Annotated in this window: 20 protein-coding genes and 5 pseudogenes; 16 read left to right on the top strand and 9 right to left on the bottom strand. The window is 44.2% G+C overall.

Annotated features, from left to right (window positions below; genetic code table 11):
- Positions 1 to 40: 40 nt before the first annotated feature.
- Positions 41 to 1,234 (bottom strand): MFS transporter, encoded by a 1,194-nt coding sequence (locus PAV_RS25185; protein ID WP_005550845.1) that lies wholly within the window; start codon positions 1,232 to 1,234, stop codon positions 41 to 43.
- Between the two features lie 72 nt (positions 1,235 to 1,306).
- The gene (locus tag PAV_RS25180) at positions 1,307 to 1,756 is read right to left on the bottom strand and encodes a MarR family winged helix-turn-helix transcriptional regulator (protein WP_005550844.1); all 450 of its coding nucleotides are present in this window, start codon (positions 1,754 to 1,756) and stop codon (positions 1,307 to 1,309) included.
- A 574-nt stretch (positions 1,757 to 2,330) separates the two neighbouring features.
- Between PAV_RS25180 and PAV_RS25175 the strand changes: the two genes are divergently transcribed.
- Positions 2,331 to 2,975 carry an O-methyltransferase gene (locus tag PAV_RS25175; RefSeq protein ID WP_005550841.1) on the top strand — a complete coding sequence of 215 codons (645 nt, stop codon included), beginning with the start codon at positions 2,331 to 2,333 and terminating at the stop codon, positions 2,973 to 2,975.
- Between the two features lie 78 nt (positions 2,976 to 3,053).
- On the opposite strand, the gene PAV_RS25170 is transcribed toward PAV_RS25175, so the two are convergent.
- Both PAV_RS25170 and PAV_RS25165 read right to left on the bottom strand, forming a co-directional pair.
- Complete coding sequence (locus tag PAV_RS25170; protein ID WP_005550839.1) at positions 3,054 to 3,239, bottom strand: H-type small acid-soluble spore protein; 186 nt, start codon at positions 3,237 to 3,239, stop codon at positions 3,054 to 3,056.
- An 82-nt stretch (positions 3,240 to 3,321) separates the two neighbouring features.
- Positions 3,322 to 3,636, bottom strand: a complete 315-nt coding sequence (locus PAV_RS25165) for a DUF1904 family protein (RefSeq protein ID WP_005550837.1) — start codon at positions 3,634 to 3,636, stop codon at positions 3,322 to 3,324.
- Positions 3,637 to 3,945: 309 nt separating this feature from the next.
- Here PAV_RS25165 and PAV_RS25160 point away from each other — a divergent pair, with 309 nt between their 5' ends.
- Both PAV_RS25160 and PAV_RS25155 read left to right on the top strand, forming a co-directional pair.
- Positions 3,946 to 4,572, top strand: a complete 627-nt coding sequence (locus PAV_RS25160) for an HD domain-containing protein (RefSeq protein ID WP_005550836.1) — start codon at positions 3,946 to 3,948, stop codon at positions 4,570 to 4,572.
- 60 nt (positions 4,573 to 4,632) lie between these two features.
- A complete protein-coding gene (locus PAV_RS25155; RefSeq protein WP_005550835.1) occupies positions 4,633 to 5,328 on the top strand; it encodes an oxidoreductase in 696 nt (231 codons plus the stop codon).
- A 109-nt stretch (positions 5,329 to 5,437) separates the two neighbouring features.
- On the opposite strand, the gene PAV_RS25150 is transcribed toward PAV_RS25155, so the two are convergent.
- Positions 5,438 to 6,982 carry a flavocytochrome c gene (locus PAV_RS25150; protein ID WP_005550834.1) on the bottom strand — a complete coding sequence of 515 codons (1,545 nt, stop codon included), beginning with the start codon at positions 6,980 to 6,982 and terminating at the stop codon, positions 5,438 to 5,440.
- A gap of 277 nt (positions 6,983 to 7,259) precedes the next feature.
- Here PAV_RS25150 and PAV_RS25145 point away from each other — a divergent pair, with 277 nt between their 5' ends.
- The 3 genes and pseudogenes from PAV_RS25145 (at position 7,260) to PAV_RS25135 (ending at position 9,695) form a co-directional block, all read left to right on the top strand.
- Entirely contained in the window at positions 7,260 to 8,084 is an 825-nt protein-coding gene (locus tag PAV_RS25145) for a MerR family transcriptional regulator (protein ID WP_005550833.1), read from the top strand.
- A 20-nt stretch (positions 8,085 to 8,104) separates the two neighbouring features.
- Positions 8,105 to 9,129 (top strand): annotated as a pseudogene (locus PAV_RS25140) (serine hydrolase domain-containing protein).
- 95 nt (positions 9,130 to 9,224) lie between these two features.
- Positions 9,225 to 9,695 carry a hypothetical protein gene (locus PAV_RS25135; RefSeq protein WP_005550830.1) on the top strand — a complete coding sequence of 157 codons (471 nt, stop codon included), beginning with the start codon at positions 9,225 to 9,227 and terminating at the stop codon, positions 9,693 to 9,695.
- 169 nt (positions 9,696 to 9,864) lie between these two features.
- On the opposite strand, the gene PAV_RS25130 is transcribed toward PAV_RS25135, so the two are convergent.
- From PAV_RS25130 to PAV_RS25120, 3 genes are read right to left on the bottom strand one after another with little or no spacing between them, the layout of a single operon-like run.
- Positions 9,865 to 10,383: a DUF3231 family protein gene (locus PAV_RS25130; RefSeq protein WP_005550828.1), complete on the bottom strand. Its 519-nt coding sequence runs from the start codon at positions 10,381 to 10,383 to the stop codon at positions 9,865 to 9,867.
- A 20-nt stretch (positions 10,384 to 10,403) separates the two neighbouring features.
- The gene (locus PAV_RS25125) at positions 10,404 to 10,703 is read right to left on the bottom strand and encodes a spore coat protein (protein WP_005550825.1); all 300 of its coding nucleotides are present in this window, start codon (positions 10,701 to 10,703) and stop codon (positions 10,404 to 10,406) included.
- A 35-nt stretch (positions 10,704 to 10,738) separates the two neighbouring features.
- Positions 10,739 to 10,939 carry a hypothetical protein gene (locus PAV_RS25120; protein WP_005550823.1) on the bottom strand — a complete coding sequence of 67 codons (201 nt, stop codon included), beginning with the start codon at positions 10,937 to 10,939 and terminating at the stop codon, positions 10,739 to 10,741.
- A gap of 393 nt (positions 10,940 to 11,332) precedes the next feature.
- On the opposite strand from PAV_RS25120, the gene PAV_RS25115 reads away from it, so the two are divergent.
- Complete coding sequence (locus tag PAV_RS25115) at positions 11,333 to 11,749, top strand: DUF1259 domain-containing protein (protein WP_005550821.1); 417 nt, start codon at positions 11,333 to 11,335, stop codon at positions 11,747 to 11,749.
- A 61-nt stretch (positions 11,750 to 11,810) separates the two neighbouring features.
- Here the strand turns inward: PAV_RS25115 and PAV_RS25110 are convergent.
- A pseudogene (locus PAV_RS25110) lies at positions 11,811 to 13,462 on the bottom strand (GMC family oxidoreductase).
- A gap of 197 nt (positions 13,463 to 13,659) precedes the next feature.
- On the opposite strand from PAV_RS25110, the pseudogene PAV_RS25105 reads away from it, so the two are divergent.
- The 9 genes and pseudogenes from PAV_RS25105 (at position 13,660) to PAV_RS25065 (ending at position 22,910) form a co-directional block, all read left to right on the top strand.
- A pseudogene (locus PAV_RS25105) lies at positions 13,660 to 14,055 on the top strand (YmaF family protein).
- Between the two features lie 310 nt (positions 14,056 to 14,365).
- Positions 14,366 to 15,502 carry an NAD(P)/FAD-dependent oxidoreductase gene (locus tag PAV_RS25100; protein ID WP_005550819.1) on the top strand — a complete coding sequence of 379 codons (1,137 nt, stop codon included), beginning with the start codon at positions 14,366 to 14,368 and terminating at the stop codon, positions 15,500 to 15,502.
- Positions 15,503 to 15,729: 227 nt separating this feature from the next.
- A pseudogene (locus tag PAV_RS25095) lies at positions 15,730 to 16,427 on the top strand (response regulator transcription factor).
- Entirely contained in the window at positions 16,424 to 17,776 is a 1,353-nt protein-coding gene (locus PAV_RS25090) for a sensor histidine kinase (protein ID WP_005550818.1), read from the top strand. The pseudogene PAV_RS25095 and the gene PAV_RS25090 overlap by 4 nt, the downstream one beginning before the upstream one ends.
- A gap of 102 nt (positions 17,777 to 17,878) precedes the next feature.
- The gene (locus PAV_RS25085) at positions 17,879 to 18,421 is read left to right on the top strand and encodes a PepSY domain-containing protein (RefSeq protein ID WP_005550816.1); all 543 of its coding nucleotides are present in this window, start codon (positions 17,879 to 17,881) and stop codon (positions 18,419 to 18,421) included.
- 112 nt (positions 18,422 to 18,533) lie between these two features.
- Complete coding sequence (locus PAV_RS25080) at positions 18,534 to 18,800, top strand: hypothetical protein (protein ID WP_005550814.1); 267 nt, start codon at positions 18,534 to 18,536, stop codon at positions 18,798 to 18,800.
- Positions 18,746 to 19,108: a PepSY domain-containing protein gene (locus PAV_RS25075; RefSeq protein WP_005550812.1), complete on the top strand. Its 363-nt coding sequence runs from the start codon at positions 18,746 to 18,748 to the stop codon at positions 19,106 to 19,108. The genes PAV_RS25080 and PAV_RS25075 overlap by 55 nt, the downstream gene beginning before the upstream one ends.
- Before the next feature lie 582 nt (positions 19,109 to 19,690).
- Positions 19,691 to 20,359 (top strand): annotated as a pseudogene (locus PAV_RS25070) (TrmB family transcriptional regulator); the annotation flags it as partial.
- 169 nt (positions 20,360 to 20,528) lie between these two features.
- The gene (locus tag PAV_RS25065; RefSeq protein ID WP_005550808.1) at positions 20,529 to 22,910 is read left to right on the top strand and encodes a polyprenyl synthetase family protein; all 2,382 of its coding nucleotides are present in this window, start codon (positions 20,529 to 20,531) and stop codon (positions 22,908 to 22,910) included.
- The last annotated feature ends 32 nt before the right edge of the window (positions 22,911 to 22,942 follow it).

The following is a 22,942-nucleotide window of genomic DNA, read 5'->3' as shown; positions in this document are numbered from 1 at the left end:
GCGACGGCGTTCTATGCAACCGCCGTCGCTTTGCTTGTGGTTATTCTGTTTGCTGCTTCACTTTACGACTCCATATCACAGATATCATAAGGGCTGCAAGCAGCACGATGGATGCAAAGATATACGGGGTGTTGATATTCATATCGAATAAATAACCGCCAATAGCAGGTCCTGCTATAATGCCCAAGCTTGTGTACGTTGAGTTCATACCTGCAACAAAGCCTTGATTATCTCCGGCCATTTTGGACAGCAAGGAGGTGACAGCAGGGCGTAGGATGTCGCATGCGAAAAAGACGATGCTTGTCACAACCATAATCGCTACATAACTGCTTACGAACACCGTTGCCAATATAAAGATGGCCGCTGTGGTTAAAGATGCGTGAATGATCTTTTTCTCGCCGAATTTCGCCACCATCCTATCAAATAACAAGATCTGAGCTGCCACACCCAATATAGAGCCGATTGTAATAATGAAGGCAATATCTTTGGCAGTAAAACCGAATTTTACATCGACAAAAAGACTGAACATCATCTCGTATGCCGCCAATCCAAAGGCCAATACAAATACGATTAATAACGGGATAAAATAGTTCGACTGCACAGACTTCTTCATTTCAGCCAAAAAACGGACTCGAACATTTTCTGCACGGCTATTTTCCATCTGTTCCTTCGATAACGATTCCTGCAGCATGAACAAGGAGAATAAGCCCGCTATGAAAGCAAATGCTGCCGCGAAGAAGAAGGGAGCACGTATGCCTAATTCAGCTATGAACCCGCCAAGGCCAGGGCCAATAATGAACCCGGAGCTAATGGCAGCAGCTTGATATCCTAATACTTTTGCCCGATTCTCCATTGTCGTTCGATCCGCGATATACGCAATTACAGCCGGCATGATGAAGGCGTCGCTAATCCCGCCCAATATACGCGAGGCAAACAGAACCCATGCCTGTGTACCAATTCCGAATAGTACCTCGGAGAATGAGAAAAGCATAAGACCGAATACAATCATTTTTTTCCTGCCGAAGGTGTCCACCCACACACCGGTAAATGGGGATGCGAACAGCTGCGCAAACGCAAACGCCGATACCAGGTATCCTACAGTCTGGCCGCTTATATGCATCTCCTTTGCAATGGAGGGCATGACAGGTACGACAAGACCAATTCCGACATAGGCAATAAATAAATTAAAGAGCACTAATGCTAATGACATTTTTTCTTTTGTGACTGAATGCATAATTGTTCCTCACTGTTCTACATAACAACGGAATGCAATAACTCTAATAAAGATTGTAATTTCAATTTGATGTTAGCGTTTTGTAGTAGATTCCTGCATAATTCGATTAATTTTGTTCAGGGTTTGGAGCATTTGCTTCAAATCCGCAAGTTCAATTTGGGAGAATAAAGTCCTGACAAAGGTTTCGTCCGCCTCATCAATCCATGCAGCATATTGCTGTCCTTCTGCTCCAAGCAGAATAAACGATTCGCGCAAATTGTTCGGATTGCTTTCACGGACGATAAAACCACGAGACTCAAGCTTGGACAGTACTTGACTAACCGCACTTTTGGAAATCGCGAAGGCATTTGCAATTTCATGTGCGGTTGTTCGCTCATGACGCATGATAAATAGCATCACATTTTCTTGTTGAACCGTTAATTGATACGCATCAATTTTACCGGCCCCTTTATTGTAGACCGTATAGTAATCTTGTATGGCGTCGTTAATGTCATGAACAACTCTACGGTAATCCGAATTCATGATAAGTCTCCTTCCGAATCATTATTATGGCTTGCAACTGCGAATAATATATTAAGTTAACTAAACTAAACTATATAGATCTAATGCCCAATTGTCAATCTACTCTTATCTGTTGCATGTTCATTAACAAAATGTATACGATCATATTCAGCAATATAATTGTATACAATTAAGGAGTGTCCATTCATGAGCAATGATCGATTCAAGGAATTGACAAAAGAAGGGCATCATCGTGAAGAACATCAACGAGGCGAGCGTCATCGTGGCAGGGGAGATTCCCGCCTTCACTGACCAAAAACGTTTCGACGAGGCAGAGCGCTAGTATTCTTGGAAATGCTGATCTGAAGCGTTCTACTCTCAAGCAGCAGCTGGATCAGCCAGAGTTTGATCAATTCGTCCCATTTTAGTCGGCGTGCTGAGGGCAATCGATATGGTCATTAACGAATTTGTACAATGATTTGAAATCCATGAAAATGAAGAAATCAACAAACACATTCAAGACAAGCGCTCGAAGAGTACTTCAGATAAAGAGAATAAGGAAGGGGCAGACAGTGATGAGGAGGAATGATCACCGGTGAAACAAATAAATAGTTATATCGATACTGTTTTTTGCAGTCAAGATGCTCTCTTGGAGGAAGTGATTGCGTCTATCCAAGTAAATGGGATGCCCTCTATCTCTGTACCCCCGTCCTCTGGAAAGCTATTGACGATGCTTGTGTCCATCTCCGGGGCCAAAAAGGTGTTGGAAATCGGCGCATTAGGCGGATATAGCGGAATCTGCCTTGCAAGAGGATTCGGAGATGAAGGAAGATTAACCTCTCTTGAATTAGAGGAGAAATATGCGCAGCTAGCATTCAGCCATCTCTCCAAGGCCGGCTTCGCACAGCAAGTATCCTACATGACTGGCGAAGCCTTGCACAGTCTCAAGCAGTTGGCGAGTGCCCAAAAGCGGTTTGACTTCTTTTTTATCGATGCAGATAAGCAAAATTATGAAAACTACTTGCAGTATTGCATCCAGCTAGCAGAACCGGGTGCTCTCATTGTTGCAGATAACGTGCTTGCAGGCGGAAGTGTAGCTGATACCGACCCAGATGCTCAGCCAAAACAATATACGGAAATTATGAAGAAATTCAATGTGACCGTTGCCAATCATCCTCAATTAGAATCGGTGCTGCTGCCGATTGGTGATGGGATGACGGTTTCGAGAGTGAAAAAATGAATAGGGAATACTCGAATAAGCATAAAAAAAGTGCCTATAGTCGCATAAGGCACTTTTTTGTGATAACCTTTGGATACATTATCCCAAATGTTCAATCAATTGAGATAAAGGAACATTTTGCTCCTCTTCAGGAGCGTCGATTGGAAACACTCTCGCTGTTTGGCTGTCTGCATCTACATGTTGAATGTAAATTTGCCTTCCATTATAGGTGACGTTAGCTAGCTTTGGCGAGTTTGCAATTTGCCTAGCTCGTTGTGCGTTCATGCCGATACCCCCCGTAGTCTTACTGCAATAGGTATAGTGTACGCAACAATATAGAAATTAATCGGCATGGACACGACACTCACTATTTTAGCGGCAGTCCTTCTTTATAATATAAGTGGGGGTTTAAAATAACAAAAAAGATGTGCACGCCTGGGTATCCCCGCTCTTTTAACATTTCGTTCAATCGAAACGCAACCTGGTCATGCGTCTCCTGATCTCGCTGAAACATCATAATTTCAACAGATAATGGTGTGTTCGTAATAATGTGGACATTGAGCACCTCAATTTTGACCTTTTCCTGCTCAATATGAACAATGGAGGCAAAGTTTTCTACAACCTCAGGTGTAATCTCTTCTACGAATGAATCTTGAAATCCTTTGAAACGAATGTATGGCATATAAATCCCTTCAATCTGTTCTAATATATAAGCTATTGTGATTTTAGGCGCAAAGCTGATAAAAAGTCAATTCCCATACTCTCAAATTCATCGGCAAACTTATTTACCATTCACAAAAAATGATGAACATCGAGACGCGGAAGAGATAGAATAAGTCAAAGCCCATCCCGTTGAGGATGTAACGTAAGAGAATATCGATATTTGAGATCCTGTTTGATAGAACAGAATATTTTTAATACACTAGAAGGAAGATTCATTGTTTTACATATACAGTAGCAGAGACACCAAGAGGAGAGAGTGTGTGCATACATGGAAAAACAACTATTGAAATCCAACCTTGCCAACATGCTTAGTGTGATTAAGCTGGGCGAGAAGCTAAAATATGAACTGAGACATAGCTGGCTGTCTAACGGCAGGCAGGAAAGTGTTGCTGAGCATACGTGGAGAGTTTCGCTGATGGCCTTGCTTATTGAGCCTTATCTAGATCAAAAAATAGATACAGCGAAAATGTTGAAAATGATCATTATTCATGACTTAGTGGAGGCGGAGGCAAAGGACATCCCTGCATTCGATACCATTCAAAATGAACAATTAAGAAAGCAAAAAGTGATTAACGAGATGAAAGCGATAGAAAAGATTCGGGATACATTAACCGGCGATTTGGGATTGGACGTGTACGATCTATGGATGGAATTTGAACGCAAAGAGACTTATGAAGCCAAAGTGGCGAATGCGTTGGATAAGCTGGAGGCTCAAATCCAACATAACGAGGCAGATATAAGCACATGGATTGATATTGAATACGAAATGAGCTTTTTGATGGGCAAGCATACCGATTTTAGCCCTGTGCTAACCATGTTCAAAGAGATGATTGAGGCGGAAGCAGAAAACAAATTGCGCAGCGTCGGGATTGAAGTGGATCGATTCAAGAAATAATGAATAAAAGACCTCAGCGTTTTTTCTGCAATTGATTGTAGATTATGAGGCAAGGGGGATATGAAGTTGAACGGAAAGCAGGCATTAATTGCTGGTGCTAGCGGACTAATCGGGAGAGAATTGCTAAATATTCTGCTGCAATCCGATACTTATGACCAGGTGTATGCGATTGTCAGGAGGCCGCTGGAGACAAAACATCCGAAGCTAACAGAGATCGTCTGCTCTTTCGATCAGCTTGAACAGGTTGCCGAGCAATTGGCTGTTGATGATGTCTTCTGTTGTCTAGGAACAACGATAAAGAAAGCTAAATCAAAAGAAGCCATGTACCAAGTAGACGTTCACTATCCAACATCGTTAGCCAAATTGAGTAAGGAACAAGGAGCACGTCATTTTCTCGTCGTTAGTTCCATGAATGCAAATATGAAGTCTCCGTTCTGGTATGCCCGGATGAAGGGCATGCTTGAAGAACAGTTACAGCATGTATCCTATGAAGCACTTTCTATCTTCCGCCCCTCCTTGCTCTTAGGAGAGCGTCATGAATCTAGATTGTTAGAGGACTTGAGCAGCAAAGTTATTCGCTCCCTTTTTTCTTTGCTAGGCAGGCCTATACCAAGCCGACTCGCTATTGAAGCGAAAGTCGTTGCTCAGGCCATGTTTTACGTTGCGAATGAGAAGCGTGTAGGAGTGGCTATCTATTCTTCAAACCAAATCGAAGCAATTGCTAGTAGTACGAGCATAACATTTCGGAACAACTAATGACCTCACCGTTTTCAGCACATTGGTGAGGTCATTGCCATTTTTACCGCTTCTGGTACATACGCCGCAAATTTTATCTGTCAGTGTAAATAACGTTTTAATATATCGTTTACTTCACCGATTTAGCGTACGCCGCTGATTTCGTACCCGCTTGACGACCAAAGATGATGATCTCCGCGATTGAGTTGCCCCCGATCCGATTCTCCCCGTGCAAGCCTCCAGTTACTTCACCCGCTGCAAAAAGACCCGGGATAGGGCGGCCGTCCTTGTCCAGCACTTCTGTATTTGTATTAATTTTTACGCCACCCATCGTGTAGTGAATGCCTGGGCCGATTTTGATCGCATAGAACGGAGCAGCAGACAATTCATGATCCATCCCTGTTTTTCTGTTAAACTCCGTATCTTTCTTATTTTTCACTGCACTATTCCACGTATCGACCGTTTTTTGGAGCTGTTCCGCAGGCATTTTAATTTCTTCAGCCAACGCCTTGACGGTGTCATTTGTTTTGACAAAGCCCATTTTTTCATACTGCTCAATCGCTTTAGCACGTGATCGGACACCAGCATCGAAAATGAGGAACGCATTTTTCTCCGTCAGCTTAGTAATGGCTGCTGTTACGCTATCCCGAGCAGCCATTTCGTTCACGAACCGCTTGCCTTGGCTGTTGACAAGTATAGCACCTTCGCCGCGTACAACTTCACCGATGAGATAGGAGTTCTCCTGCTGAACGGTCGGATGAACCTGTATTTGTCCCATATCAACCGTTGTTCCGCCCGCTTTCTCAATCATAGAAATGCCATCGCCCGTGCTTCCTGGCTGGTTTGTTGTCACATAACCCTTCAGATCCGGGCGAACTTGAGCAATACGATTCATGTTGGCGCCAAATCCACCGGCCGTCATTACCACCGATTTTGCTGCAATCGTTTTGTCGCCATGCTGACTGAATGCTACCTTAACTCCTGTCGCTTTTCCGTTTTGAATCGTAATATCTTTAACGTCTGCATTCACAAATATCGGAATCCCTTTTTCCTGCACATTCTTCAGTAATCCGGTGACAAGATATTGACCGACCGCAGATCCGTCCTTAGGCCGATGGGTGCGCTTCTCACTCATGCCCCCGGTAATCGTAATATTGTTGAGTGTAATACCAATGGAGTCGAGCCAGTCAATCGCTTTGGCAGAATTGTCAACGAAGAAGTGAAGCATATCTTTGTTGTTTGTGTTATGTCCACCCTTAAGGGTCTCCTCGTAAAACAAGTCATTTTTATCTGTAATGCCCTGTTCTTTCTGGAACTTCGTTTCTGATGCATTCATACCGGAAGATGCTTTGCTTGTATTGCCGCCAGCAACTGGCATTTTCTCAAGAATAACAGGATTCATGCCCGCAGCCTTCGCTTCAAGCGCAGCAGTCATGCCCGCGCCGCCCGCGCCAACAACTACGATATCATAGCTGTTCTTCAGTTCCTCAATTGGGGTATACTTCGCCATGGATGCGCCAGAAGTAGCATCTTTTTGGCCTTTATCTTTTTCTTCCTGAGCTTGGTTGTTCTTGCCTGCATTGTTCTCTTCTTTCTTGCTTGCGCCACCGCAACCTGAAATCATGAGCAGCAAAGAAAGGAAGAGAACGAAGAAAATTTTAGATTGTTTTTGCATGATGCAATCCTCCACGATGCAATCCTCCACGATGGAATATGTTCTTGAATGTCTTGTCGCTAGGATGAACATAGGGAGCTTTATGACAGGAACGGTTCATCACTTATAGCATGTCATTTTCGACTTCTTATTATTATGAACATCAACATCGGCATTCAATAGCGAGCACATAAGCAACAGCCTATTGACTTTGCCCTTAGGGGAAGTTGTACAGTGGGGTAGAGCAAGGAACAAGAGATAAAACATTTCTTATATTTGAAATAGGGGGAGTGCCACTTTGCTGTCGATAGGGGAATTCTCAAAGATTTGCGGAGTATCAACAAAAACGCTTCGCTATTACGGGGAAATCGGATTAATAAATCCAGATGAGATTAACTCGGAAAACGGTTATCGGTATTATTCCATCAAGCAGCTAAAGAAAATGCTCTTGATTAATCGCTTGAAATCTTATCAATTTTCACTCGATGAGATTAGAGCCATTCTGGAGTGGGAAGGGGAGAAATCTGAGGAAGAATTGTCTGCTCTCCTTCACCGCAAGAAAAGAGAAATACAACTTCAGTTGCATGCGCTTGAACTTACTTTAACCCAATTGAGTGGGGACATTTCAAGAGTAGAAAAGGGTATACCGATCATGTCACACCTTGATCAAATAGAAGTACAGCTTGTCGAAACTCAATCTTTAAATATCCTGTATACACGCCGAATGATGACCAGCAATGACTACGCACAAGGGTACGGAACGTATTTTAGCAGGCTTTATGAACAGATCGCTGTTGAAAGACTCACCATGCTCGGCACCCCCATTACGATTTACCACAGCCCGGAGTATAATCCTCTCGGTAATGATACGGAGTTCGCCATCCCTATCAAAGAAACGGTGAAAGGAACAAGAGATTTGCCGGGCGGCCTGTGTGCGAGGTCTATCGTGAACGGTCCATATGCAGAATTGACATCGGTATATGCCAAGCTGAGAGAATGGGTCGAACATGAAGGGTATGAACTAGTCAATTCACCGTACGAAGTGTATATAACCGACCCTATTTACGCTGCATCACCTGAAGATATGCTTACAGAGGTCTATTTTCCTGTAAAGAAAAAATAGCAGCAGAAAGAGAGAGCGATATGAACAGAATCGATTGGACAACTGCAGAATGGCTAGTCGCAGCAGATCCGGAAGCCTTGCAAATGGATGCTGAAAAATTGTCAAAGCTTGACTCTATCCTCAAATCCGAGTATAGCAATATAAACGGCATCGTCGTTGCAAGAAATCGAGCGATTGCTTATGAAAGATATTACAACGGCTATGGGCCACATGATACGCATCATGTGGCATCTGTCACGAAGAGCATCTTATCTGCCCTCATTGGCATTGCCATAGATGAAGGATATATTAAGCATATAGACCAGAGGGTGCTGGAGTTTTTCCCCGAACATGATCCTGATCCAACTGATAGGCAGAAACAAGAAATAACCATACGGCATCTACTCACGATGACCGTACCGTATCCATTCGAAGATTGGCAAGAACCGCTTGATCAGATGTGTATGCAGTCTGACTGGGTAAAATATACACTGGATATGCTTGGCCAAGGAGGAAGAATCGGAGATTTTAAATATTCAACCGCAGGAGCACACCTGTTGTCAGCGATCATTACGCGCAGTACGGGACAAAGTGCCCGTGAGTTGGCAAATGAGCGGTTATGCAAACCGATCGGCATGTCCCAAATTCCGGATTATGAGATGCAATCGTTCGGATTCGATGATTTATTCGGCAAGAATGTGAGAGGGTGGGTGAAAGATCCGAGCGGCAATTCAACGGGAGGATGGGGACTCACGCTAAGCCCGCGTGATATGGCTCGATTTGGTGCTCTCTATTTGAATCGGGGAGCATGGAACGATCACCAAGTTATTCCGGCGTCATGGGTAGAAGAATCAACAGCGATGAACACTCATCATTACGGTTATTTATGGTGGCTGCGCGAAGAGGATGGAATATTTACATACGCAGCAATAGGAGATGGCGGAAATATCATCTGCTGCATTCCAGAAAAAACCTCGTCATAGCCATTGCATCCTAATTTATTATGAATCCTCGCGATAGATGGAGACTGATTAAGGAATGCATTATCCCGGCAGTTATAGACTAATGGTGGAATGAAGAACGATTTTTCAGTAAAGGTGCAACTTTTAACAATGAAATGAGTCTATAGATCCAGTTATATTTTTCCATCCGGGAGCAAAAGTGTTTATATGCGAAGAAAAATCAGCACAAATAGATAAAAAATGGTTACATAAAGCTGCTAACGCAATCAACCAATTAAGAAGCAAAGAGGCGAAAATAAAAATTGTTCTCATATCTCGGGTAAAGGATGAGGTCGCCGACAGCTTCTTCTGGTATTTCGCCGATCGCTACGAACATCATCGCGTCAAGATTGACGGAATAACTAATCAAGTGTCAGAAGTCGATACGCTGAAAATCGATTGGACCAGCGACGAAGATTTTGCCAAATCCTTTGCTAAGCCTAAATACACCCAGAAGCAAGCGATTTCTGCAGCAAGCGGTAAGGTTATGTCCATATTCAATGTCAATTTGGCTGGATATAAAGTATCCGTTAAATGGAATGAATATACATTCAAGAAAGATAAACAGCCTGTAATCGTGGGCAAGATTAATAAGAAGGGGGAATTTTATTACTTTTCCCTCACTCCTTAAGCTGGAGCCCTGCTCCAATAACAAATCAAAAAAGCGACCTTTTTTGATTCTCTTGTGTGATACCTGGAATGCAAAGAGGAACCCGTTTAGCGGATTCCTTTTTTGCTTTTATTTAATTAGTAAAGTTAGCGGACATCTCTTAAGCCTGGAATTTGTGTCCGGTTACCTTTTAAGCTTCCTTTCCGTCTGGTCTCTTTATTAACAGCGGAGGCGGGATTAACCATCCTTTTTCTTTACTGATTTCGAGAGCCTTCAATCCTAGTGCTGTTTTCGTCATATGGTATTTCCCGAACAATGCTCCAATGTCTTCCCGAATGGATTTCCCCATTACTTGGCTGCAAGCGACCATGCCTGCTGCTGTATCAGCAGAAATTAACGGAGCAATTTCTTGATCCGCAAGTCGAGCTCCAATAGGTATTTCCTCAAGTTTAGATTCCGGTCTCTCAGGCGGATATGGACTAGGTGCGATTCCATTCTCAATTAGAATTTGATCGCATTCCTTTGCTTCAAGCTCAGCTTGATTTACTAAATCTTCTAATAACCTTTTTAGATCCTTGTCCCCGGCATGGTTGAGGTAAGCCCGATAAACGGAGACACACCCTTTAGCCTTGGTTGAAAATGCCCATACATCAAATATTTCTCCGTAGTGTAGGGGTTCATCTTTAGGGTTACCGCTTAAGATTCCCATTTTCTATGCTCCTTTTACTCTCAGCCGTTAATTAAATTCAATGAAGTAGTTGCAGCGTTAATGTCTACCTGCAACTGCTCGTGTACGTTATATGGATGATAAAATCCTTTTTCTACCATGTAGGAAGTTATTGCTTCATGGGTTTGAATGGCAGTGTCCAAATGCTTTTTAAGAACATTTCTAATTTCCGGCGTTGCGGCTTCTGTTATGGCAACCGCCAAATCTTTAACTCCAGATTTAGCCGTTATAAGCATGTCAGAGGCCACGATTTGATCGGACATCCCGTTCATTCCAGTAAGGTTTTTCAGCAAGTAATTCATCGTTCATTCATCCACCTTTCTGAGAAAATTCCATATTATTGTTGTACGCGAGACAGAATGTTCTTATAGTCGGCTATCGCTTGAGCTGAATTTTGAATGTCAGTTTCCATCAATTTTTTTAACTGTTCGCAGGAAACCAAATTGTACATGGATGCAGTTTTATTCATACAAGTGTTTTTGAAATTCATGAGCTCATGGACTTCCAATACCTCATGGGTGGCCAGTTGATTATTCAACAGAAAATCCTCCTATCTCGTTCATGTAAATTTAGATACAGTTTTTGAATCTTTAAGTAATGTGCTCTAAAGCAGGGCTAATATTCACCATATCGAAAGCATTGAATAATTATTTGGGATGGCAAAAATGCTCGTCCGTAGTTATGCCATTTCTGTAACAGAGACGGCTACGCACGCTTTAAGAGCAGTAATGACCCGACAAATAAATACCGCCAGCTTCTTAAACTCAGGAGCATAACGGCGTTTTACGCTTAACATCTTCTTGATAGAGCAGATGCTTAACGATGAAGCATTCATCCCTTGAATCATATAAAAAATGGAATTTAGGCATTCGCATAAACAACTCCCTCTAGCTGTTAATACACTGTTTGTAAACCCATAAGGAGGTTCAAAATGGCGAATGTTAAGGTAAGTCCTACATTTCGAAGATTATGCAATCGTTTTGCAGCGATTTTGGGAGGGGAGCATGAAATTGATCCGGGGCCTGTCTGTTTCGTAAGCAGAGCAAGAAATCTGCGCGCAACTATTTTAGGCAGACGAACAACTTCTCCACTTGTGCGGTATCAGTTGTTTTCGTTCGAATCTCTGGATAGACAGGGTCGCGCACTTTGCCTGGGAGAAACCGCAGTTTTCCAGAATCAAGCCAATCGATTGATTCGAAATCTGCAGCGAAACGGCATAAAGGTAACAGCCCTTCACAATCACTGGTTAAATGATAACCCTCGATTAATGTATATCCACTGGGAGTCCATTGACAATCCGATCGCGTTTGCCCAAAAAACGAAACGTTCCATCGCTTTCCTAGGCTAAACGACTAATAAGCAACCGTTCTCCTTTATAGGCCAAAAGCTTATATTCACTGTAAAGATGACTAGAACAAGGGGCTGTCACACAGCCCCTTGTTGTCATTCTCCTTCCCATTCCAAGTATGTCTGTTGATTTTTTTGCGTATTGGTTTTTTACACAATTGTTTCGCAATGGTATATCCGATGAGATACGCTGCCGAGGAAGTATTTCCATCGACTGTGAAAGGTACGATGGACGCATCTGCAACAATCAAATTTTGTACGCCATGTACTTCACCTCTACGATTGACGACTCCTCCCTTAGATAATGGAGCCATACGGAGAAATTCTTGTTGATGGTGATTATGATCGAAATTATATTTAATAAATTGTTCGAGCCTGTCATCATTATCAATGATATCGAGCGTAGGCGAAAGAAGTTTATAAGAGGAATCAATCCGTGCAAGCTCTTGAGCAATATTTCTTATATAAATTCGATAGATTCTTTTTATAGCCTCCATATCGTCTGGATCTGTGAGAAAGCCCTCGTCCGCCAATACAATATTCAGCGGATCAGGGCTTTGTATGCGGATCGAACCTCTACTCTTTGGCTGCAAGTACAAAATTGCGATTGTCAACCTGTCTTCGGATCCGATGCCAATAAGCTGAACCGCCCGTTGATCCGGATCGATTCCGGATGGATCAGGCAAGAAAGCTCCTCCCGTATATAGTGCGTTTGGATCGAGGTCAGGGAGGGGGCGATCATTCGAATTGGCAGTGAATACGGCAAAATTCAAGGTATGGTTTTTTAACCGTTGTCCCACATTGGGATTATCAACGACGATAGGGATTCCCGCCTTTTTCAACACTTTAGCGGGGCCAATTCCAGATAGCATCAATAACTGCGGGCTATTAATTCCTGCCGATATAATTACCTTCTTGCGAGAATATGCACAGACACATTTACCGTCCTTCAAAAATTCGACTCCAATGGCATGTTTTCCGGAAAAGAGAATGCGGAGAGCCGTTGTCCGGAACATTACCGTAAGTTTGCGGTTATTAACACCCCGACCAGTCGGCGTCATAATATCCGGAGATAGGAAGGCAGTTGAAGAACTTTCCCTACGGCCATCGGGTTGTTGATATAATTGCCAACGGGTAAATGGCCCTAGCGGAGTATCGGGATCATTATAGTCAAGAATTGTGGGATACCCCGTAGCCCGCTCGATCGCTATCGTCAGCTTGCTTGCCATGGCTGTAGGCGTTTCAGGCGCTTGGCGAATGCTGATTCTTCCTCGATAGCCGCGTGCATTTTATTGGTAGTTTTCCCGTTATAATGCTCTAATCTTTTGAATCGGCGTTTCGCTTTTTCAGGTGACCATAAGGGTCCAAGCAGTCGTTCCCACTTTTGGAGCACTTCCGTTGTCGGTCGTACATATTGCTCTCCATTAATTGAGGAACCGCCACCCAAGAGACGCCCTGTAGTCCACTCGAAGGAGCGGTCATCAATACCTTCTTGAGGAACGCCTTCTCCTTGCCAAAAGTAGTTCGGAAAGAAGTTTTCTTCAAGTTCCGGAGCAAAGGTCGAATCCATAATCGGTGTATCTTTATCATGATTTCCGCCTGACTCTAACACAAGTACAGAGGTTTGATGGTCGTCAGTAAGTGTCTTTGCGATAACAGCTCCAGCCGGACCTGTACCTACAACAATGTAATCATACGTTAAATTCTTTCTCATTAGTGATCTCCCTCTAACGATTTGACTTATTCAGCATATTATGTCGTTCCCACAAATGTGCCTATCTAAGCTAAGGAAGATTGCAATGATTTTAGCCATTCGCCGTGCTCTAGTATAAAAACACAACATAGACTACTGCTATATAGAAACAGGTAGAACGAACCTTCTTATTCAAAATGAGGGAGAGATTGATCGCAATGGAAATCCCAATTTCAGGGTTTATTTATGAGTCTGAAGAGAAGAACATGCATCATTCACATAAATTATATATTACATCTTGGAATGGAAGGCCTGTTCATGTACACGATTTTTCCGGGATTACCTCGGTAGATATTGGGCATCGCCACGAATATGCCTGAACAACAGAACCTGCGCCAAATGACGTGCAACATACTCATGAGTACTATGCAGAAACCACATTTAATGACGGCCATACACATGTCATCAGCGGTAGAACAGGACCCGCTATTCCGGTTCCACAGGGAGGCCATATTCATTTATTTCAAGGAGTAACAACCGTAAACGGACGCATTCCTCATGCTCATCATTATAAAGGTCAAACAGGAATTGAGATTAATCGAAGAGCTTTTTGAAACTTACATCCCTGTTAAAGCCACTGCAATGCCAAAATGAATTGCTCGGTTATGGGCGATTCATTTTTTGACCAAGGTGGGACAAGCCATTTTAGACATTTAGCCATTTTAGACATTTAAATCGAAACAGCCTTAACGTTAACTTGTTGACATCACCTGCTTTCACAGGGAGGGGAGTAAGTAACCGAGATTATGGCATCGCTCGCTCAACACTACTTTGTGGCTACGAGTTTCGTTTTTATTGTTCAGGTTATGCTTTCATCCGAAGTTCGTTATAATGGATACAGTGCGTTAGGAAAGGAATGTATTCATGAAGAAAGTCATCGTAGTTGGAGCAGGAATTCTTGGAGCATCAACAGCATACCAGCTAGCCAAATTGGGGGCAGATGTTCTTATTGTAGACCGCAACGATAGTGGACAGGCTACGGATGCCGCTGCCGGCATTATCTGCCCATGGCTGTCACAGCGGCGCAATCAGGCCTGGTACCGGTTAGTCAGGGAAGGAGCACGTTATTACCCTAAGTTGATTCAAGAACTTACAAGCGAGGGCGAAACCGATACTGGCTATGCCAGAGTTGGAGCGCTTTGTATTCATGATGATGTAGATAAGCTAAGAATGATGGAGGAGCGGGCGTATAGTAGAAAGGAAGATGCACCAGAAGTCGGCAATATTACTCCGCTAAATGAAACAGAGACCCGTAAGCGATTTCCGCTGCTGGCAGGAGGCTATCATTCCGTTCATATTAGCGGCGCCGCCCGTGTTGATGGACGAGCGCTGCGCGATGCGTTGCTGCGATCGGCACAGCGTAACGGAGCTGCTATGATCCAAGGAGATGCCGTGCTTCAGTATAAATCGAAACGGGTGACAGGGGTGATGGTAGGCGATGAAAGCTTTGCATCTGATATTGTTATCGTATGTGCGGGGGCATGGGCCAATCCACTATTTAAGCCATTGAGCCTTCATTTTCAAATAAGCTACCAAAAGGCACAGATCATGCATCTGCATGTTCCCGATCAACAAGATACCGGCTCCTGGCCGTTAATTATGCCGCCAACCGATCAATACATGCTCGCATTCAATCAGCAAAAGATCGTAATCGGTGCCACTCATGAAAATGAGGTAGAAGGCTACGATACAAGAGTAACAGCAGGCGGAATGCAGGAAGTTCTGAATAAGGGCCTTACATTGGCACCCGCTTTAGCTAACTGTACCGTACAAGAGGTTAGAGTTGGATTTCGTCCCTTTACACCAGGTTACCTTCCGGTAATTGGCGCTGTGCCTGGTTGGGAGGGACTTTTGACGGCCAATGGACTGGGATCATCCGGTCTGACGGCAGGTCCTTATTTGGGAAGCCAGTTGGCAAAAATGGCACTCAACATGGAGCTGGATATCAATCTTGAGGATTATGATATTCGCAAAGCAATCGGTGAAAATGAAATCAAATAGTTTTCATGTAGTCTACATTTGCATCGATTGCGGTATCTTGTAATTATATTCAAATATTCTCGATAGCCCCATTTGATATAATGGATATTACTCTTTTCATGGATTCGATAGTCCGACTCTTTTGATGAGTACGGAAAATAAATTTATAATGTGGGGAACGCAGAGTTTGGAATCTAATCGCTTATCATTATTGAGAAACCAATGCCAGGGGAGAGCGAGGCTAATATATGGACAAGCCTAAAATACTGATCGTCGAAGATGAAGAAAAAATTGCCCGCGTGCTGGAACTGGAGCTTGCATATGAAGGGTATGAGGTTGGCAAGGCATTAGACGGTCTGGAAGGGTACCGCATGTTTCAGGAGCAGTACTGGGATCTGATACTGCTGGACGTAATGCTGCCCGGCATTAGCGGAATCGAGCTGCTGCGTCGCATCCGTTCCCATGACCCGCATATCATGGTCGTGATGCTGAGCGCTAAGGACTCCGTAGAGGATAAAGTATCGGGCCTAGATCTCGGAGCCAACGATTATGTGACGAAGCCTTTCCGAATGAGGAGCTGTTGGCACGCATACGCGCCTCGCTGCGCATGCGGCGTAAGACTCCGGCCGCCGAGATCCAGCCTGAGTGGATTACGGTCGCCGATCTGAGCTTGAGCGAACTTACGCATGAAGTAAAGCGCGGGGAAGACCGGATTGAACTGACACCTCGCGAGTTCGAGCTACTCGCATATCTGATGAAGCATGCCCGACAGGTATTGAGCCGGGAACAATTATTGGATGGCGTGTGGGGATATGGCTATTACGGAGATACGAATATTGTGGATGTATATATTCGTTACGTTCGCCACAAGGTTGACAAGCCCTATCATACAACGTTGATTCATACTGTGCGCGGCGTAGGCTATGTACTGAGGGATCCGGGATGAAGCTTAGAAATAAAATAAATCTTTACACAGCGGTATTGTTCATCGTGCTCATACTGATCGTGAATACAGCCATTTATTATATGTTCAGCAACATGATTTTGAATAGCGAAGCGAACAGAGTGGCGGGTGAAGCGCAGCAGGCGTTAACTGGAATCAATCAGACAGGCACCTCAATACCGCCGGATGATCTATTGCGGGCCTATGTGCCGCTTCGCGGCATTCTCCAGATCGTCAATGCGAACGGAAGGCGGGGCGCGGCGGTTGCGGCGCCAGAACTGAAGGAGCTTCGCGAGTTTCCCGTTGCTTATTATCGCCAGGAAGAGCGCAGCATTGTCGACGTCCAGGGCATTCCGCATGTCTTCGTGTCGCTTCCAATTGTCTGGCAAGACGGCGAGGTAGCCAATATGCAGGTCATGGAAAGCCTTAAGTCCACCGCTGATATGCTCCATATCTTGCGGGTGGTGCTTATTCTGGTGTCCGGGGTTGCCATCCTTCCTGTCCTGATTTCGTCCAAGCTGCTAAGCAACTTCATTACCCGGCCAATCTCATCGATGATTGCAACAATGCGGGATATTCAGCAGAGCGGGCGATTTAAGCGGATTCCGCTGCCGAAGAAGTCCAAGGACGAGCTCTACCAGATGGGTATCACGTTTAATCGTATGATGGATTTGTTGGAGGTCAATTACGAGAAGCAGGGCCAATTCATTTCCAATGCATCCCATGAACTGAAAACTCCGCTCACAATTATCGAATCCTATGCATCCCTGTTGAAAAGAAGGGGGAAAGAGCAGCCCGAGTTGTTTGATGAATCTGTTGAGGCGATACATTCGGAAGCCATTCGGATGAAGGATCTGACCCAGCAATTGCTGCTGCTGGCAAAGCATGACGAGATGTGGACGGTCACAGTAGAAACCATTGATCTGGGACAAATGATCGAGGAGTGGGTTCGCGCTTTCCAGAAGGCCTACCAGCGCGATATCTTGCTGCAGCAAGAATCAGACATAATCGTGGAAACAGATGTTCAAAAATGCAAACAGCTGTTTTATATTGTGATGGATAATGCTCGCAAATATAGCGAAGGATCAATCGGAATCAGTGTCACAAAAGCTGGGACAAAGGCGGTTGTCGAGATTAGCGACAGCGGGATCGGTATCCCAGCGGATTCGTTGGACAAAATTTTTGATCGGTTCTACCGGGTAGATAAGGCTAGAACAAGAGCAACGGGCGGCTTTGGCCTGGGATTATCGCTGGCTAAGGAAATTGTCGAGGTTCTGGAGGCCGATATTCACATCGAAAGCATGGAAGGCCGCGGCACGAAAGTTCAAATTTCATTTAAGCAGGCACAATGAAGGGGAGTTTGTGACACTGCTGCTATCTTAACGATTTCTCGCGGTGCTCATTTATAGGGAGCAATTATCTTCGAGATATTCCGGAAATAGGGAGGCACATAATTGAGAAAAGCATGGCTAGGCACGGCCGTAATTGCGTTTTTTGCCATTGTGATCTGGCAGCTTGTTCGCCTGCTCTCCTTTGCCGAGCCTTTATCCGCCGTGGAGGCGGCCAGCAAGGTCAAAAATATGTACAAAGGGGAGATCGCGGGAGTCGTCGAGCTCTCTAGCGCCTACCGGGTTACGATGGTGCTGGATTCGGGAACATATGTAGTTAGTATTGAAAAGAATAACGGAAAAATTAAGGGTATGGCTAGGACAAAGAAAACCGCGCTTAAACCGGAGGCCAAGCCGCCTGCTGAGCAGTCGGATAAGCAGAAGCCTCCCACGGCGGCGAAGCCGGAGCCGAAAAAACGAATTTCAGAGAAAGAAGCGATCGCTATTGCGCTCAAGACAGTGAACGGGAAGGTCGATGACATTGATCTGATCCAGTCAGGCGGCATCGCTTATTATCTTATCGAAATAGATCAGGAAGACGGCGCGGATGGAACCGTTCAGATCAATGCAATAACCGGGGAAGTAAAATCCGTAACCTGGGATGATTGAGACCGGTACCGAATGTTGGCCGTTTCTCATCGATTTCTCATTTATCTTTTCTTAAATCCTCATTTTCGTTGTCTATAGTAAGGGTAACATCTATTGAAGGAGGCAACATAGTATGAAACGCAAAATTATTGCAGGCATTGCAAGTCTGCTATTGGTCGGAGGCGCCGTAGGTGCGGCCGCAGCCGCAGGCACGGCTAACGGTTCTATGAAGGATCCGTCACACGGAAGCCGGCAACTGCTGACATCGAAACAGGCGGAGGAGATTGCTCTTCGACAAGTAAAGGGAGACGTGCGCAGCGTAGAGTTGAAAAAGAGAACGGCCGGATGTTATTTGAGGTCGAAATCAGAACGGCAGGCAGTCAGGATGACGACGAAGTGACATTGGATGCCGTGTCCGGCAAAGTGCTCAAGGTCGAACGGGATGAAGACAATGATGCGAATGTGCGCCAGAGTGTACGCCGCCAAACGCAAAATCGCCAGACTGCCATTTCGAAGGAGCAGGCAGTCGCCATCGCTCTTCAGGAAACGCCGGGCAAGGTTACTGAGATCGATTCCGACAAGAACGTTTACGAAATTGAAATTCGCAATGGAAATCGCGAAGTTGAATACAAGATTGATAAGTACACGGGCAAAATTGTGGAAAAAGAGGCAGATGACGCCGACGAGCATGAGTGGGACAATGATTAATAATGATCAGATGAAAGAGGGGACAAGTTCCGCTCTTTGCTATTTCCGAAAGATTCAATAACGCAGTGTGGTGCGAGACCTCTTTCAATGAAAAGCGTTGATATGATCTGGCATATAGCAATATTTATTCGATGCTTCAACTGACGCAATCGCCAAGTATTGTTCGATCAAAAATGAAATCCCATTGAAAAGGTCATCGCGTCTCGCGCACCATAACGCCAATCGATGTATTGCACATTGCACATCGATTGGCGTTTTTTGGGGGAATAAGCATGAATTTAAGCATTCGCTGTCTCCCAAAAATAACGAAACATAAACTGATATTATATAGAAACATGCTTGAAGGGGATATTGATATCCATAGAAACCTCAATTTCAAGGTTTATTTATGAGTCCGAAGAGAAGAACATGCACCATGCCCATAAATTATATATTCCATCTTGGTGTGGACAACCTGTTCACATTCACGATTTTTCCGGGATTACCTCGGTAGATGTCGGCCATCGCCTTGAATACGGCGGAACAACAGTAAACGGACGCATTCAATCCTCATATTTATCATTATAAAGGCCAAACAGGAAGTTAGAGGCGAAATGCTATTTGGTGCTTTATCAAGAGACGAGAATCTCTGGCTATGAAGTAGCCAAAAGGGTATCCGTATCCCGAACAAATGTATATGCAGCGCTCCGGTCGTTAACGGATAAAGGAATATGTCGTATGATCGAATCCGATTCCGTCATGTATGATGCCGTGCCAATCGATCAATTATCACCATCTTTTTACAGTTGGCAAGGGAGAAGTGCAATCGAGAGCGCAATTCGACGGCTCGCTGCCAACGCGACTAAGAGCATAGTCGTTGATGTGTGGGCCGAAGACATTCATTGGGTAGAAAATGCTCTAATCAAAGCAGAGCAAAGGGGAGTAGCCGTAACTTTGATTTCGATCGGCGCAGTGAATAGCAGTCTAAAGAATGTGCTCGTTCATAAACGAAACGACGAATGGATAAACGTAGAATCAAGAAAGTTTTCCATGCTCTGCGATAATTCAGCAGCACTTCTAGGAAGTTTTGGTCAGCAATTTGCGCCGTCGCTGCTGGAAACCAACCATCCCTCGCTCACTGAATTACTTCAAAATGCCTTCTATCATGATATTGTGATGGAACGAATCGAGCTCGACTTTAACCGAGAACTGTCCCAGAAATATGGAGAACATTATGAGCAAATCCTTCGCATATACAAATCATATTTTTAAACGTCATCGTATGTTAACGTAGGCTGCCCTCATCTGCGAAGGCAGCTTTTTCGCGTTTAAAAGTGCCCCGGCAAAATACGTAACCCAAAATATTCTTGTACGTATAATGATAATAATTGTGAAGTCATGCATATTGAACAATCTTATCAAAGTCGAGGGAAGACATCTGATGAATGAAGCAATCATTGATCATGCCAATGCAGCGTATCAGCATGCTGAGGAGAAAGCAGCACAATATTTTGCAGTACTCCATGAACAGTTAAAGAAGAAGACTTACATCACTAGTTTATCCGAAGATATTCGATTGTGGAAAAAGAACCATTTTCCTCGTCATTCATGGTTGTCCATCTTTTCAAAGACCAAGAAAAAGCCGTCTACGAAGGAATATCACCGATATATTCAATGGCTGGATCAGTCAGGTAAATTAGAAAATTACTTGCATCGCAGTGTATCTTATATGTATATGAGAGATCTCGGCAAGACTCTGGATTCTCCTGATACACAGGAAAAAATTACACGTTTCGTTGCCGATATTAAGCAGCAGCTAACTAAACCTATCCGTAATCGTGATGAGATTCAGCCAGAGTTGATGAGCGTGGCTAGATTATATCGATGGGCTCAGAAGGAAGGTATTGAAGAAGAAATTATATGGGTCATCAACAAGCTTGACGCTGTATCCTCCCATATTCCGAAGGAAATGAATGCAGAGCATGCCCAGCGTAAGCTGATTAAAATCATAATCGGTGTTGTCCTTCATATGAAGGACAATATGGACGACAACACTCCAGCATTAGAGCGTGCCAAGCAACTCGGCGAAGCCATCAGACTGGGATATAGCTATGGACTGACCTATCCGTTCATTGACGATCTTCTAGATTCTGGAGCATTAACTACCGAAGAAGAAGAACAATACTCTAACATGATTCGAGAGGCGCTGCTTACAGGAGTGGTGCCGGATATCGGGGAATGGCAGGGGAAGCACAACGAAATCATTCATTTTATTCATTCCGAACTGCGGGAGGCATTCAAATATATTAAGGAATATCAAAGACCTCAGACTGAACGCCATTTTTTTGAGCAATCCTATGTGTTTTTTTGTGCCCAAAACATAGATCGTGTCAAGGATCTGGCAAATGCAAATTATACAAATGAAGAGCTTTATATACCCGTCATATTAAAATCATCATCTTCACGCTTGATCGTCCGCTCTGTTATTCGTGCGCCTGAGGATGCAGGGTTTGAACAGCGCACCTTTTATTATGGAATTTATAATCAACTGGCGGATGATTTTGCAGATATGCTCGATGACTTGCAAGAGGGAGCGGTAACGCCCTATACCTATTATGTAAAGTACCGTCAACAACGAACGGATCTCATTAACCCATTTGAATTATACTGGACAGTTATCTCCCACATCATTCATCATGTTCATCACTCTGACACCGCTACGCGTGAGGTAATATTGGATCGGGCAATCAATAGCTTGAAGCGCTGCAAGGAGCGTGTCGGTGCCGCAAAGTATGAAGAAATTATGGATATTTTCGCAGTTGGAGATTCAGCCTTTCATCTACTTATTCAACAAATGGTGCAACAGGCAGATGACGTGGATTTCTTCGACAAGCTGCTTCGAGATCAACTCGTTCTTCAGCTTGCGAATAACCGGAAAGAAAAGGAACATTTCCAGGCTTTGATTGCAACGATTCGGAAAGAGATTGACAGCATACTGCACTTGTGCAAGCCTAGCTCGCTTCCGATAGAGGATCCGCTATTTGATGCGGCCAATTACAGTCTCAATGGAGATGGAAAACGAATACGTCCGATATTGACTTGGGTAATGGGCGTGAATGAGTATGGGCTGCAGCCGGCAGCACTCGTGCCCCTGCTAAGATCATTGGAATTTATGCATACGGCTTCCTTGATCTTTGATGATCTTCCGTCACAGGACAATGCAGCTACACGAAGAGGAAGAGCAACCTTGCATCGTGTATATGACAGCGCCACAGCGGAGCTTACCGCTCTATTTTTAATTCAAAAGGCTATTCAGGAACAATCATCCCTTGACAACTTTGATGCAGCGACCGTCCTGAAGCTAATTCAGTATTCGGCACGCAAAGCAGAAGAATTATGCAGGGGCCAATCCATGGATCTGCAATCAAAAGGCATGCGGCTGACCTTAGAGCAAATGAATGCGATTTGCTACTATAAGACTGGTGTTGCCTTCGAAGCATCCCTAGTTATGCCTGCTATTCTTGCCAAGGCTCCAGAAGGCGAGGTTGCCGTATTGAAGAAATTTGCCTATCATGCAGGCATTGCTTTTCAAATTAAAGATGATTTGCTCGATATAGAAGGGGATATGAACGTGCTTGGGAAACCGGTTGGACAGGATATGGAGAACAACAACTCGAATTTTGTATCCATCCTAGGTGCAAATGAGGCAAGAAAGATGATGTGGGAGCACTACTGTCTGGCCGCGGAAGCGTTGCATGAATTGCCGCGAAATATTGCTTTCCTGAAGCATCTGTTACATTATCTCGTAAATCGATTACGCTAATAACGGGTGTCCCCAGAATCTAATTCTATGTA

The organism is Paenibacillus alvei DSM 29 (genome assembly GCF_000293805.1).
Lineage (GTDB): Bacteria > Bacillota > Bacilli > Paenibacillales > Paenibacillaceae > Paenibacillus_B > Paenibacillus_B alvei.
The sequence above is the reverse complement of the archived record's forward strand: the minus strand, read 5'-3'. Positions and strand labels throughout refer to the sequence as shown.

Coding starts and splice junctions, on each gene's coding strand:
- PAV_RS25185 (WP_005550845.1), bottom strand. CDS start 1,234: ATGCATTCAGTCACAAAAGAAAAAATGTCATTAGCATTAGTGCTCTTT.
- PAV_RS25180 (WP_005550844.1), bottom strand. CDS start 1,756: ATGAATTCGGATTACCGTAGAGTTGTTCATGACATTAACGACGCCATA.
- PAV_RS25170 (WP_005550839.1), bottom strand. CDS start 3,239: ATGAACGCACAACGAGCTAGGCAAATTGCAAACTCGCCAAAGCTAGCT.
- PAV_RS25165 (WP_005550837.1), bottom strand. CDS start 3,636: ATGCCATACATTCGTTTCAAAGGATTTCAAGATTCATTCGTAGAAGAG.
- PAV_RS25160 (WP_005550836.1), top strand. CDS start 3,946: ATGGAAAAACAACTATTGAAATCCAACCTTGCCAACATGCTTAGTGTG.
- PAV_RS25155 (WP_005550835.1), top strand. CDS start 4,633: ATGAAGTTGAACGGAAAGCAGGCATTAATTGCTGGTGCTAGCGGACTA.
- PAV_RS25150 (WP_005550834.1), bottom strand. CDS start 6,982: ATGCAAAAACAATCTAAAATTTTCTTCGTTCTCTTCCTTTCTTTGCTG.
- PAV_RS25130 (WP_005550828.1), bottom strand. CDS start 10,383: ATGGGAATCTTAAGCGGTAACCCTAAAGATGAACCCCTACACTACGGA.
- PAV_RS25125 (WP_005550825.1), bottom strand. CDS start 10,703: ATGAATTACTTGCTGAAAAACCTTACTGGAATGAACGGGATGTCCGAT.
- PAV_RS25115 (WP_005550821.1), top strand. CDS start 11,333: ATGGCGAATGTTAAGGTAAGTCCTACATTTCGAAGATTATGCAATCGT.
- PAV_RS25100 (WP_005550819.1), top strand. CDS start 14,366: ATGAAGAAAGTCATCGTAGTTGGAGCAGGAATTCTTGGAGCATCAACA.
- PAV_RS25090 (WP_005550818.1), top strand. CDS start 16,424: ATGAAGCTTAGAAATAAAATAAATCTTTACACAGCGGTATTGTTCATC.
- PAV_RS25080 (WP_005550814.1), top strand. CDS start 18,534: ATGAAACGCAAAATTATTGCAGGCATTGCAAGTCTGCTATTGGTCGGA.
- PAV_RS25075 (WP_005550812.1), top strand. CDS start 18,746: ATGTTATTTGAGGTCGAAATCAGAACGGCAGGCAGTCAGGATGACGAC.
- PAV_RS25065 (WP_005550808.1), top strand. CDS start 20,529: ATGAATGAAGCAATCATTGATCATGCCAATGCAGCGTATCAGCATGCT.